This window comes from Winogradskyella endarachnes, from assembly GCF_009741275.1.
In the GTDB taxonomy this organism is placed as follows: Bacteria; Bacteroidota; Bacteroidia; order Flavobacteriales; family Flavobacteriaceae; genus Winogradskyella; species Winogradskyella endarachnes.
Genome location: NZ_WOWS01000004.1, coordinates 63,275 through 77,595 on the forward strand (window position 1 = coordinate 63,275; position 14,321 = coordinate 77,595).

Here is a 14,321-nt window from a genome sequence, read left to right on the forward strand (position 1 = left end):
TAGCAGGTTTTAAAAACCTAGCAGGTCTACTGGCCTGAGACATATATCATTCCATGACTATCATTAATCCTGCACGGTTTCCAAAACCTTGTAGGTATCAATCAGAGAAATATCTTAAATTCAACCATGAATTGCTACTGCGGAACCAATAAAACTTACCAAGACTGCTGCGAAGTTTTCCATCTTAACAGCGGAAAAACAGACACAGCTGAACAACTAATGCGTTCTAGATATTCCGCTTTTGTCCTTGCCAATGGCGATTATCTTATGGCAACACATCATCAATCGACACGACCAATAAAAGAGAAAAAAGCGATTGTGAAATGGGCAAAATCTGTAAAATGGATTAAACTAGAAGTTTTAGAAACAACTAAAGGCTCTGAGAATGATACTGAAGGTACCGTGACTTTTAACGCCTATTTTTTTGAAAACGGAAAAGTAGATGCTATCCATGAAAAATCGGCCTTTGTAAAAGAAGATAATCGTTGGTTTTATTTAGGATTGAGTGAATAGACATTAAAACTAAGACCTGACCTTGCAGTTTTTAAAAACCCAGCAGGTCTGCATGATAATTATAATATCACTTCCAAACTATAACCTCTTTAGTTACTTCTTTAAAGGCATTATAAACATGAAACAAGCGTGCTTTTAACAACAGTTTTCTTCCCTCAACGCTGCGCGTAAAGAATAATTTATTTCTTCCTAAATTCTTCGTCCAATGTTTTTGAAACACTAAAGCATTTTCTTTTTTATCGCCAAACAATTCCGGAACAGGATAGAAATTTTCAACATTTAACCGTTTTCTAAAAAAATTGGTCTTTACAATTAAATATCTTGGCGATTCAATTGGTTCTAAAAGCTCTGTCAATGCTTTGGCAAATAATGAATTTTCAAGCGCATTGGCACCAACCAAATTACAAACCACATCGCCTTTTCCTATTACATAAGAATTCACGTTAATGTTAGCTCTACCAGAAGTGATATAACCCAATTCATCTAAAGTATCTAAAATGGCTAATCCCATTTTCCCGATTTTCTTATAGAGATATCCATAACGAATGTAGAGTTTTACAGCTTTCCAAAGTTTATACCCAAACATGGCGACAAATGCTGCAATAAAGGCATACACAAAATAAAGCACACCTCTTTGTAAAATAAGGTTGAAACTGCCTGCTATAAATTCTACATAAAAAAGCGTAATCGTAATTAACAATTCTACCACAAAAAACCGAAGTACATCAAAATAATAGATTTGTTTTTGACGTTTATAAGGGCGTTTGCCTTGATGTAAAACCTTTACTTCTTTGGTTAGTTTGGTGCCTTTTCCAATGGCATTATTCCATTTTTCCGTGGTTAATATTCGTTTGGTTGCAACCTTTAAGGTCGATTCATTTAAGGCATCAATGAATTCAACTGGAATCTCATCAGGAATATTTAAACGTTCAAAACCATTAGAAATAAAAGGAATGGTACTGTTTGTAACACCTACAAAAGCTTCAAACCGTCGTTTTAAAGTGTCTAATTCTCTTCCACCATCTAAATCGGTTGGGTCCACACAGGCCAAATGCCAAATGTTTCCGGTTTTGTTAGGCGAATCGGCATCTTTTCTAATCGCTCGTCCTCGCATTTGATTAGATGACACAAACGAACCAATAAAAGAAGCCAGAATTAAACTATTTATAGATGGCGCATCCCAACCTTCGCCTAATAAGGATTTTGTACCAATTAAAACTCTAATATAACCTGTTTCAAAAAGTTGTGTAATAATGCTTACAATAGAATTTTTGGGTTTTCCTTTTGAAGCTACTAGTAAGAATGATTCGTCTATTTGTAATGGCGACAATGAAAAATAATCTAAAGATTCAATCGCCTCAAAATGTCTTAAGATAGATTGATGAATGATAACAATACTACCCGAAAGCACAGCTAATTCTTCAGGCTTATCGCAATAATGACGTACATATTGAAAAATAGGAAGCACACCAATTTTGTCTATGCCTTCTATTTCTTCAGTTTTAATATTTATAAATTCCTTTCGGATATAATCGGTGAGAATTACACATCTTAAATCGCGTTTTAGAGTTTTCCGTTCGGCATTGATAATACTAACGATACTTTTTAGCTTACTCGGACTATTAGAAAGAGATTTATAAAGCAGTTGTTCACCAATAAAATCAACTGCATTCCGCTCAAAAACGTGAAGTCGTCTAAGTCGTTTTTCTAAAGTAGAAATGTATTTTTCTTCTTCAATTAATTGTTCTCTATCGGTAACTAAGATATTCTGAAATAGAATAGCTAACCATTGATAATCGAGTTTAGGAAACTGAATCATTTCTTTTTCATCAAACCCTAAAACTTCTAATTTTTGATGCTTAATTTCAATGCCACAGGCATACAAAAAGATGAGAATAGCCGAAAAATATTCAGTATTGGCATAAAGTTCATCTAGGTGCCAATTCGGGTTTTTATAAAAACGATGCTCAATTAAAAAGTTAATGAAAGTTTCGTCCTCTAACAATTCGTCTTTAAAATCTGAAATATTCCGTCTGTAATCAACAATAAAATTAATCTCTAAATCTTCGGGTTTTGAGAAGTAGACAAAATCTTGATGTGGACTCAAATCGCCTTCGCGCACTAAATCTGGCACTGCGATTTCATCATCAACTTCGCCACAAAGCGTAAAATATTTAGACACCTCAGCTCTACTGCTATCGTATGGTGGTGTTGCTGTGAGTGCAACAATGTAAAATTCAGAATTACGTTTTAAATCCATTAAGCAATTCCACCATGCGTTTTTTAAATGATGTGCTTCGTCTAAAACTAAAGTTTCAATATTATGGGTTTTGAAGAATCGGTAATAGTCGTTTTTATCTTCAAACGTTTTATATAAAGCATGAAGAGATTGATAAGTAGAAAACGTGATTTCACTTGGCGATTTAATATCGAATGAAAAGGCTTCAAAATCACAATTCTTAGTAAAAAAGTTTTGTAATCGATCTTCCCATTGGTTTCTAATGGTCAGCGTTGGTGCTAAAACCAACGTTTTCTTCCCTAATTTTCTAACAATTTCTAATCCCAGAATGGTTTTTCCGGAACCAGGCGGTGCAATTACGTGAAAATGATTGTCTGCAATATGACTATTAAAGTGCTTTAAAAGTTCGGCTTGGTAGCTTCGCCATGGAAAAATAAATTCTAAATCATCTAAGGACTTGAGCACTCTAAAATGGGTTTAAATCGTTAACTTTGTATTTGATAAAAGTAATCATAAAGACCTTAATGACCTAGCTGGTTTTAGATACTGAAATAAATTCAGCACAACACCTAGTTGGTCTAAAAAGCATAGAATATGTTCCCAATTAAAAGACACCGAAGACTAAGAACCAATGAAGCTATTAGAAGTTTGGTAAGAGAAACGTACATTACACCAAACGACTTTTTAGTGCCGCTTTTTGTGGTAGAAGGCAAAGGTGTAAAAGACGAAATTGCGTCTATGCCCAACTATTTTAGGTACAGTTTAGATTTGCTTGAAAAGGAAGTGAAAGAATTATGGAATTTAGGTTTAAAAGCCGTGTTACTTTTTGTAAAAGTTCCGGATAATTTAAAAGACAACAAAGGCACAGAGGCTTTAAATCCAGACGGATTAATGCAGCGCGCTATTAAAACGGTAAAAAATGCTTGTCCGGATATGCTGGTAATGACAGATGTTGCACTAGACCCATACTCTTCCGTTGGCCACGATGGTATTGTACAAAACGGTATGATAATTAATGACGAATCTGCCGAAGTTTTAGCAAAAATGGCCTTAACTCACGCCCAAGCAGGTTCTGATTTTGTAGCACCTAGTGATATGAATGATGGTAGAACTTTACAAATTCGTCAATTACTAGAACAAGAAGGTTTTAACAACACTGGTATTATGGCGTACACCGCAAAATATGCGTCTTCGTTTTATGGCCCTTTTCGCGATGCTTTGGATTCTGCACCTGTGGATTTAGTTGATGTCCCAAAAGACAAAAAAACCTATCAAATGGATTTTGGTAACCGAATAGAAGCAATTAAAGAAACCTTGATAGATATTGAAGAAGGTGCCGATATTGTAATGGTAAAACCAGGCCTTTCGTATCTTGATATTTTAAGAGATATTAAGAACGAAGTAGAGGTTCCTGTAGCCGTATATCAAGTATCTGGTGAATATGCTATGATTAAAGCTGCTGCCGAAAAAGGGTGGCTAAACCATGACCAAGTAATGCTAGAAACCACAATGGCATTTAAGCGTGCTGGTGCCGATATTATTACAAGTTATTTTGCTAAGGATGTGGTGAAGCTACTTAATAATCAATAAATTACAATTTATAATCATTAGTAATTTTATATATTTGGTTTCGAATCTGTTGAATACATAACAAATTAAATTCGAATCAAAATATGGACGCTATTGACAAAAAAATAATAAAAATGCTTTCTGCAAACGCTAGAGAGTCATTTGCTAACATCGGAAAATCTGTAGATTTATCTGCTCCTGCTGTTGGTAAACGCGTAAAACAGTTAGAAGATAAAGGTTATATTAAGGGGTATTCGCTTCAACTTAATTATGAGAAATTAGGCTATAACACAAGAGCTTATATCAATCTAAAAATTCATCAATCGAGTACGTTAAGAACTGCATATAATCAGATTAGAGGTTTTGACGAAGTACAACGTTGCGATCGTATTTCTGGTGAAGATAGTTTATGCATTCTTGCATATTTTAAAAGCAACAAAGACTTAGTGAAATTGTTAGAGCGTATTTCTCAATATGGTGTTCCAAATACCAGAATAATTCTAGAAAGTTAAAATTAATCTTTGGCAAAAGGATTACCACAGAATTCTGCAAATTCTTCTTTTGTCATTAAATCACCATCAACTGGTTCTATAATATCATCAGCTTCTGGACTTTCAAAATCTATTTTAATGGCTTTCCATAAGTAAATAACATCTTCTATTTCTAAAATTAAACCTGGTAACCCATTAAATCCTTTTGGTCCATGTTTTACTGGTATAGCTGGCGTGTACCACGCTTTTAACTTTTTATTATTAAGCTTATCAATTGTGGCTAAATAACAAGTGTAACCATCAATAACTTTAGTTTTTTCGGTAAGTGTCCACTCTTTAGGTTTTTGAATCACTCTTACCGTTGGACCCATTATTTCATTTTGAGAAATAGTAAAATCACGACTCAGGTCATTAAAATAAGTAGAATTTCCACCTGCCAATGACCAAGAAATATTCAATTTACTTCTTGTTATTATAAGACCGTCACTCCCATTATTCCATCCAGGAATATCAATTTTTGGCTCTACATTATAAATAGAAATACTATCATTAAAGACCAAATAACCTTCTACAGGCTTAGAATCTTTAAACATTTGTAACGCCTTATTTTTAGCATCTGAATTTTCTAAATTTTCAAAAGGCTGTTCAATGCTATCTTTAATGGCTTCAATTCGGTAGGTAATTTTTCCTTTATTTTGAGCAGATAAAGTACAAATTCCTATGAAGTAGATTATTAAACCAAAGTTTTTCATGTTTCAATTTACAAAATAAATTAATCTCTATCAAGATCATAAAAATATAACTTGGTAACCACCATAAATTTAGCTAGTTTTATATTAGTATTCATTTTGTAACTTTGTACATATAAAACTTCAACATATTAATGGCCTTACTTATATTTTACGCTGTCATATCTATTTTCTTTTCTTTTTTATGTTCTATTTTAGAAGCAGTACTGCTTAGTATAACACCTACATTTATAAACATTAAAAAGAAAGAAGGCAAAGCTTACGCAACAGAATTAGAAGAATTAAAAAAAGACGTAGATCGCCCCTTAATAGCTATATTAACACTTAATACCATTGCACATACTGTTGGTGCCATATTGGTAGGTGTACAAGCTAAAGTTGCTTATTCAGAATTATATGGCTCAACAAAACGCTCTATTCTAGGTATAGAATTTACTGAAGAGTTAATGGTTGGTGTAGTATCAACTATAATGACCATTCTTATATTAGTAGCGTCAGAAATTATCCCAAAAACCATTGGCGCAACCTTTTGGAAACAACTGGCTAATTTTACCTCTAAGGCTCTCAATGTTTTAATTTTTCCTTTAAAATGGACAGGAATTTTATGGATTCTTCAACTAACAACTAAATTAATAGGAGGAAAAGGTCATGGCAGTGTGTTAAGCAGAGAAGGATTTGTTGCAATGACAGAAATTGCACACGAAGAAGGTGTATTTGAAGAAAATGAAAGCAAAGTAATTAAAAACCTTCTTACCTTTAAAGAAGTGCAAGCTAAAGATGTAATGACGCCTAGAACTGTAGTAAAAACTGAAAATGAACGAATGACTGTTGAAGAATTTTTTAAAGAAAATTCTAATATTCGTTTTTCTCGTATTCCTGTTTATACGGAAGACTCTGATAATATTACTGGTTTAGTTTTAAAAGCTGAAGTCTTTAGAGAAATGGCACTTGGAAATGGCACAAAACCAATTTCAGAAATAAAAAGAAATATAATTATTGTAAATAGAAGTTTACCGATTCCGACATTATTTGAAGAACTGGTAGAGTCTAGAAACCACATGGCACTCGTTGTAGATGAATATGGTTCTGTTAGTGGTTTGGTAACTATGGAAGATGTCATTGAAACGCTATTAGGTCTTGAAATTATGGACGAAAGCGATAATGTTTCAGATCTACAACAATTAGCCAGACGAAGCTGGGAAACAAGAGCAAAACGCCTAGGTATTATAGACAACGACAAGCCAGAATAATAAACATAATGCAAACCTGCTATATTGAAACACCCTTAGGCCATGCCAAAATTGTAGGCGACAACAATGGCATTGCTTCAGTTTCAGTATTAGATACAAAAGAAGAAATTTCGGATACCATTCCAGAAGAACTTTTAGATTGTGTTGTTCAGCTTAAAGAATACTTTAACGAAGCGCGTAAACATTTTGACCTTAAGCTTAATCCTGAAGGTACCTCTTTTCAAAAAAAAGTATGGCAACAATTGAAAACGATTCCTTTTGGCAAAACCATTTCCTATTGGCAATTATCTAAACAATTAGGCGACGTAAAAGCCATCAGAGCTGCTGCAAGTGCTAACGGTAAAAATCCACTTTGGATTATTGTGCCTTGTCATAGAGTAATTGGTAGCGATGGAAGTTTAACTGGTTATTCAAGCGGATTATACAGAAAACAATGGTTACTTAACCATGAAAGTAAATACAAACAACAATCTTTATTTTAATGTACAAAAAAGGTACAGAAATCTTAAAACGCTTTTTTAAAACCTCAACTATTTATAAATATGGTTTTAATTGGTCACCAATGTACAGACGCACCACAGCAAAACTTATAGAGGTCAGTGACGATTTGCTCTACGTAAAAATTAGAATAAAACCCAATTGGAAAAACCGCAATTACGCAGGATCTATTTTTGGTGGAAGTATGCTGTCTGCAACAGACCCTATTTATATGATACAATTAATTCAGTTACTTGGAGACGACTATGTGGTTTGGGATAAAGCCGTAGAAGCACGCTATAAAAAGCCTGGTAAAACAACAATCTATGGTGAATTTGTATTTAACACAAAAGAAATAGAGACTATAAAAGAGTCTGTGGCATTACAAAACGAAACTGACATCACTAAAACAATGTATCTTGTAGATGCAGAACAAAATATTATTGCTACTTTTAATAAAACACTTTATATAGCTAATAAACAGTTTTATAAAGAAAAACTAGCCAAAAGAAAAACTAATAAATAAACACACGCTCTAAATGAAATTCTTAAAAAACACCCTAAAATTCATTGTAGTTTTATTAGCGCTAATAATAGCTGCCTTATACATTACAGATACAGATTACCTCATAAAAGCGGTAAGAACTATATACATGAAAGGGCACTCAACAGCCTATTTAGAAGATTATAAAGAATTTGACAACCAAACTGTAGCCGCAAGTAGTAATCCTTTACCATGGCCTAAGCATAAAAACTATAATTCAGTAGAAGCTACAAAAGATTTAAAACAAGCCCATAAAGACTGGAAATCTATTGCTTATGTTATTATAAAAAATGATAGCATTTGGTTTGAACAATACTACGATGGTTTTAACGAAGATTCTAAAACCAACTCTTTTTCTATGGCAAAGAGCTATGTGTCTGGTTTAATGTTTAAAGCCATACAAGAAGGCTATATAAAAAGTTTAGACCAACCTGTCTGTGATTTTCTACCGGCTTTTTGTGATGACAATGCCGTAAAAATGACCGTTGGCGATTTATCTAGTATGGCTTCTGGAACCAATTGGGATGAAGCTTATTATTCGCCATTATCTATAACAACACGTGCTTATTTTGATGATGACTTGGCTAAAGTAATGAATGGTCTTAAAATGGAAAAAGAACCGGGACAAACCTTTAAATATGCTAGTGGTGACACACAAATGCTAGCTATGGTTGTAGAAAAAGCAACTGGTAAAAAGTTGTACAAATATTTAGAAGAGAGCTTTTGGAAACCGTTAGGTTCTGAAAACGAAACCCTTTGGCAAGTAGATAGCGAAGACCATGATTTAGTTAAAGCTTACTGCTGTATTGCTAGCAATGCTAAAGATTTTGCCAGATATGGAAAGTTATTTAAAGACTATGGTAAATGGAATGGCAAACAAATACTAGATTCAACTTTTGTAGCTAAATCTATAACACCAAGATTTTCTGAGAGTCCAGAATACGGTTATGGCTGGTGGTTAAAAACCCAGTTTGGTAAAGACTTTTTTATGATGCGAGGTCACCTTGGTCAATACGTTATAGTACAACCAGAAGATAATGTAATAATTGTAAGACTAGGACACCAAAAATCTCCAGACGCAGGTGTTGGTGTTTTTACAAGTGATATCAGCTTATATATTGAAGAAGCCTATGAAATGATGAATAAATAAAATTTTGAAAAATTCATTAACAAAACAACATTTATTATTTTTAATAATTGGAGCGTTTAGCCTCCTTGTAGCAAGTGAATTTTCACATTTTATTGGTACAATTACGCAACAACTCTTAATTATTACATACCAGAAGCCCTTACTTACTATTATAGTAAAGGATATTGTTCAATTTTCTGTATTCGTACTGAGTATTTTATTCATTTTAAAACTTGTTTCTAGCTCAAAAAAAGATCAACCAATACAATTTAGAAAGATAATTATAAGGTTAATTGTAATTTATATAATCATTCAAATTTCTAGAGTTTTATATGGTATTAACGGAATATCTAGTATAAAAAACTATAATGCTTGCGCAAAAATTCATTCAGAATATATCAAAGAAAATTATTTAGTCTTAAATGTTTCATCATTTGTATATTATCTTCAACTAATATTTTTTGTTGTTATAATTCTAAACCATAAAATTAAAAATGATAAGTAAACTCAACCTAGAAAACATTTTATTCTTAGATATAGAAACAGTTCCGGAAACGGAAAATTTCTCTGATTTAGATAAAACCAAACAAGACCTCTGGGATGCAAAATCGCGTTACCAAAGAAAAGAAGAGTTTACGGCTGAAGAATTTTATGATAGAGCTGGTATATGGGCAGAATTCGGAAAAATAATTTGTATTTCTGTTGGGTATTTTAAAATGGAAGGGGAATCTCGACATTTTAGAGTCACGTCTTTTTATGGCGATGAAATTAAAATATTAAAAGATTTTAAAAACCTATTGATTTCGCATTTCAGTTCTAATAAACATTTGCTTTGTGCTCATAATGGTAAAGAATTTGATTTTCCGTACATAGCCAGAAGAATGATTATACATAATATAGAATTACCATACAAACTAAATCTATTCGGCAAAAAACCATGGGAAGTACCTCATCTTGATACTTTAGAATTGTGGAAATTTGGGGATTACAAAACGTATACCTCTTTAAAATTATTAACTAATGTATTAGGGATTCCGTCTCCAAAAGATGATATAGATGGTAGCGAAGTTTACCGTGTTTATTATAAAGAGAAAGAAATTGATCGCATTATTGTGTATTGCGAAAAAGACACAATTGCTGTGGCACAAATATTCTTAAGATTACGAGGCGATGAATTATTACATGAGAACGAAATAAAACATATATAAAAAAAGTCCTGATTAGTATATCAGGACTTTTTCATTACTAACTGCATATTTATTCCTTAATAAAACGTTTTAATTGTTTCTTTTCTCCAATATTCAATTGTAAGATATAAACACCATTTTCAAATCTTGATACATCAATTGTAGAGCTGTAACGCCCTTTTACTACAATTTGTCCTAACATATTTAATATTTCATACGTTTGTGCTTCGTATCCAACTAAATCAACCATAAGTGTTTCTTTAACAGGGTTTGGATATACGTTAAAATATTGACTAGGATTTTCTTCGATTACGCTTGCATTTAAACCAAAGTTTGAACTAGAACTTCCTAAACAGAAATTGGTAGTCTCAGAACTTGTAAACGAACCACCTGACGCTAATACAGCGCCTGTATCAGAATTTGTTAAGGTATATGACCCATTTCCGTAAGAACAGCAAATGCCATCACCATAAGTGTCTGTAATCACAAAATCGTAGCATCCATCATCTAAACAACCAACATCAATAGTTAATGTAGAACCATCTGCCTGAGAACCATATGTTCCTCCAGAAGCTATTGTACTACCAGAAGCATTAACTAAACTCCAAGCTGTTTCTTCTGGGTAATTATCTAAAGTTATGGATAATGAAACATCAGAACATGTTGTGCCAGATCCACCACCTGTAGATAAACTTACAGCATCTACAGCCATATCACCTTGCCAAGTTGTACCAGTTACACCATTAAATCTCAATTGTACTGAATTGCCAACGTAAGCTGCTAAGTTAACACTAGCTGTTAGCCAAGAATTCCCTTGATTTCCAGATGCACTCCAAATACTTGTCCAAGACGCACCATCATCATCACTCAATTCTAAAGCTAAACTTCCCATTGAAGAAGATCCATACATATGGTATTTAAATCCAAATGAAGCTTGAGTCACAGTTGCTAAATCAAAACAAGGCGAATTTAAAATGGCCCTTTTTGTAGAATAATTAGGTGAAGAAGATTCCATATAAATATAATAAGAACCTGAATCTGCACTAGAAGGACCAGTATTGCTAGATGGTGTTGTTCCGCTTCTCGTTGCCCAATTAAAATCATCACCTGTTGCTTGTGTCCATGCCCCAAAAGTATTTTCAAAACTTTCAGAATAAGGGAATGAAGAAATACCACTTGTACAACCATTTCCTGTAGAAGGTTCTGTAACTATAATAGATCTTGTTCTTTGTGTTGCTGCATTTCCTGCTGCATCACTAACGTTATAATACTTTGTATATGTTCCTTCTAAATTTGTATTTACCGTTCCTGTAATTACAATACTAGATGTTAGGTTGCCATCTACATTATCCGTTGCAGTTGCGCCTAATTCAGTATAAACATCTCCAACTTCTAAATTAATTGTAGAAGCTCCTGTTAATGTAATAACTGGAGCGGTTGTGTCTGCTGGCTGAGTTACAATGATGGTTCTTGTTACTTGCGCAGCTGCATTTCCTGCAGCATCACTTACATTGTAAAACTTGGTGTAAGTTCCAGCAGAATTTGTATTTACCGTTCCTGTTATTACAATGCTAGACGTTAAGTTGCCATCTATATTATCTGTTGCCGTTGCACCTAATTCAGTATAATTATCTCCAACTTCTAAGTTAATTGTAGAAGCTCCTGTTAATGTAATAACTGGTGCAGTTGTATCTGGTGTACCTGTTGCAAGATTTACCGTATAATCTTCAACTTCGCCATAAGTAAACGATTGACATTCCGTTGGTACAGCATTATAACTCATTGAAACTCGCATTCTTGTATTTCCTATATAAGTTCCCGACGGAATTACAAAACTACCACTTACCGGTGTAGTTTGCGTTGCTGCTTGCGACCAAACTTGTTCTCCCGAGTCTGAAAAATCGCCATCGTGATTATAATCTATCCAAACAGAATAACCTTCTGCATATACCGTACCTGTCCAAGTAGGCGTTATTGTAATAGAATAACTCTGACCTTGGCTTAAAACCGTAGATAAATTGGTAAAATCTGAATAAAACTGAGCACCAGATGTATTATCTATTGCGCCTAATTGTACACGACTAATATATTCATCGTTAACATTACTACTTGCAGATGCACAATAATTTAGTTGTACTTCGGTAGTAGTAAAACTTGCAGAACTCGTGTAAGACGACGTTGAATTATCGGCACAGACACTTCTCACTTGTACATCGTAAGATGTTTCAGGCGTTAAACCAGATATCGAAGTTGAAGTTCCAGAAACCGAAGATGTTGTCCATGTCGACGTTCCTGTTTCGCGATATCTAAAATCATATGACGCTCCTGGCACAGCATTCCAAGAAACTGTTGCAGTAGAAGAACCATAACCATCAATAGATAAACCTGTTGGTGTGCTTGCATTACAAACTATTGGTGTACTAGATAAACCAGTTACAATTAATGAATAATTTTGGCTTCCGCCCGTTAACGACCCTTTATGAGTAATGGTAATAGTGTATGTTCCGGAAGCATTAGCAACGTCTACTCTTTCATAAGGATCCTTTATGTTATCACCTTGTCCATTAGTTGAAACTCCTGTTAAACGCCATGGACTATAAGTTGTTCCTCCTTGAGTTACTCTTATATCTAAATCATTAACTAAAACAGCTGAGTTAGAATTAGCTGTTGTAGTAGCAGTACCTGCACGATCTGTCCAAGAAATTGATGCATATAAATCATTAACTCCATCAGAATCTACTGTAATTTGGTATGTTTGTCCATTACTTAATGTTAATTCTTCTATTTTAGATTCGTTTCCATTATTGGTAATCGCTTCGGCTGCACTTTTTGCATTCATTAATCCCCAACCATAGATAGCATCTGGTCCAGTAGATCCAACATCATCAGCTGTGTGAAGTGCTAAACCTTTTAAGGTAGATGCTCTTAAATAACTACCATTAACATTATTAGCATGTTGTTGTAATAACAATAAAGAACCAGCTACATTAGGCGATGCCATTGATGTTCCTGTAATACTATTGTATGCCGTGTCACTAGACTCATATGTAGAATATACTCCTGTTCCGTTACCAGTTATATCTGGCTTTATTCTATAATCATCTGTTGGTCCCTCACTACTACTGCTATTAATAGTAACGCTAACTAAGTTACCGTTAGCATCGATATTGGCATCATTTGCATTAGCGACAACCATATTATTTTTTGCCGTAGCATGGCCCGAAAGTTTATCATAAGAAGCATTTCCGTCTAAAGGAGCACCATTTGCAGAATTATCAGATCCATCATTACCAGCAGCCACTACCATTAAATAGTATGGTGCATTAAACATAATTTCATCCCAATCTCTAGAATCTGTAATATAACCCCCAAAATAATAGTCTGGTAATTGTGGCTGACCAAATGAATTTCTCGCTGCATAACCATAAGAGTGATTAGAAATTAACATTCCATTTCCTGCGGCAGTAGTTGCTTCAGAGATATCATTATTCCATTCGTACCCAACAGCACTTGCCTGAGGAGCCATACCCTTAGCATTAGCAACAACACCAGAAGCAATAATTGTACCTGTAACGTGTGCTGAATGATAATTTAATGTTGTGGTACCATCACCAATAGAGAATCTATTATTACCTCCTGCGCCATCGTACTCTTGGTGAGACGCGCGAGCTAAACCACCATCCCAAACATGAGCTATCATATTTTGCCCATCTAAATTCAATCCTAATGACCCTCCTGAATTTAAATGATTAGTCCTTGTAGATTCTGCTGCATCAACATTAAACGTCGTATAATAAATTGGTTTTCCTTCAGAAGATATTTTTTGTAGTTCTAAATATGAATTTTCATTCCTAATAATTAATGGCCATCCATTTAATAATGCCATTTGGGTGGCTTCTGCTTTTTCAGCTTTAGCCTGTTCATTAAATTTATGACTTAAATCTTGAATTACTTCTAAATCATAACGACTTATAATTTGTTCTTTTTGAATATCTGTTTGCGAATACATTGGAAGAATACTCCACATAAACAACATTAAACAAATACCATTAAAATAGTTTTTTACCATAAAAATTATTGATTAATTAAGTTAATATTTATTGATTGTTTACTGAAATTATTAAAATTTTGTTAAAAACTAAAAACGTTTTCGATGAAATACAGCAAAGTTTT

At 33.7% G+C, this 14,321-nt stretch carries 11 protein-coding genes; 8 read left to right on the plus strand and 3 right to left on the minus strand.

The features are described from left to right. The first annotated feature begins 126 nt into the window (after positions 1-126). On the plus strand, positions 127-513 hold the full coding sequence (locus tag GN138_RS11100) for a YchJ family protein (protein ID WP_157364072.1): 387 nt from the start codon (positions 127-129) through the stop codon (positions 511-513). 67 nt (positions 514-580) lie between these two features. Here GN138_RS11100 and GN138_RS11105 read toward each other — a convergent pair whose 3' ends face one another. Beyond that, positions 581-3,217, minus strand: coding sequence for a DEAD/DEAH box helicase family protein (locus GN138_RS11105; RefSeq protein ID WP_317162742.1), 2,637 nt, complete (start codon positions 3,215-3,217; stop codon positions 581-583). Between the two features lie 129 nt (positions 3,218-3,346). Here GN138_RS11105 and hemB point away from each other — a divergent pair, with 129 nt between their 5' ends. Together hemB and GN138_RS11115 are read left to right on the plus strand one after the other, a co-directional pair. Further along, positions 3,347-4,342 (plus strand): porphobilinogen synthase, encoded by a 996-nt coding sequence (gene hemB, locus GN138_RS11110; RefSeq protein ID WP_157364073.1) that lies wholly within the window; start codon positions 3,347-3,349, stop codon positions 4,340-4,342. A gap of 83 nt (positions 4,343-4,425) precedes the next feature. Then, a complete protein-coding gene (locus GN138_RS11115) occupies positions 4,426-4,833 on the plus strand; it encodes an Lrp/AsnC family transcriptional regulator (RefSeq protein ID WP_157364074.1) in 408 nt (135 codons plus the stop codon). Between the two features lie 2 nt (positions 4,834-4,835). Here GN138_RS11115 and GN138_RS11120 read toward each other — a convergent pair whose 3' ends face one another. Next, positions 4,836-5,564, minus strand: coding sequence for a GLPGLI family protein (locus GN138_RS11120; RefSeq protein ID WP_157364075.1), 729 nt, complete (start codon positions 5,562-5,564; stop codon positions 4,836-4,838). A gap of 131 nt (positions 5,565-5,695) precedes the next feature. Here GN138_RS11120 and GN138_RS11125 point away from each other — a divergent pair, with 131 nt between their 5' ends. The 5 genes from GN138_RS11125 (at position 5,696) to GN138_RS11145 (ending at position 10,169) form a co-directional block, all read left to right on the plus strand. Beyond that, positions 5,696-6,811: a CNNM domain-containing protein gene (locus tag GN138_RS11125; protein ID WP_157364076.1), complete on the plus strand. Its 1,116-nt coding sequence runs from the start codon at positions 5,696-5,698 to the stop codon at positions 6,809-6,811. A gap of 8 nt (positions 6,812-6,819) precedes the next feature. Next, positions 6,820-7,293 (plus strand): methylated-DNA--[protein]-cysteine S-methyltransferase, encoded by a 474-nt coding sequence (locus tag GN138_RS11130; RefSeq protein WP_157364077.1) that lies wholly within the window; start codon positions 6,820-6,822, stop codon positions 7,291-7,293. After that, the gene (locus GN138_RS11135) at positions 7,293-7,814 is read left to right on the plus strand and encodes a PaaI family thioesterase (RefSeq protein WP_157364078.1); all 522 of its coding nucleotides are present in this window, start codon (positions 7,293-7,295) and stop codon (positions 7,812-7,814) included. The genes GN138_RS11130 and GN138_RS11135 overlap by 1 nt, the downstream gene beginning before the upstream one ends. Before the next feature lie 13 nt (positions 7,815-7,827). Continuing rightward, positions 7,828-8,982, plus strand: a complete 1,155-nt coding sequence (locus GN138_RS11140; RefSeq protein WP_157364079.1) for a serine hydrolase domain-containing protein — start codon at positions 7,828-7,830, stop codon at positions 8,980-8,982. Positions 8,983-9,455: 473 nt separating this feature from the next. After that, on the plus strand, positions 9,456-10,169 hold the full coding sequence (locus tag GN138_RS11145) for a 3'-5' exonuclease (RefSeq protein ID WP_157364080.1): 714 nt from the start codon (positions 9,456-9,458) through the stop codon (positions 10,167-10,169). 49 nt (positions 10,170-10,218) lie between these two features. Here the strand turns inward: GN138_RS11145 and GN138_RS11150 are convergent, their stop codons facing one another. After that, positions 10,219-14,217: an immunoglobulin-like domain-containing protein gene (locus tag GN138_RS11150; protein ID WP_157364081.1), complete on the minus strand. Its 3,999-nt coding sequence runs from the start codon at positions 14,215-14,217 to the stop codon at positions 10,219-10,221. Between the last annotated feature and the right edge of the window lie 104 nt (positions 14,218-14,321).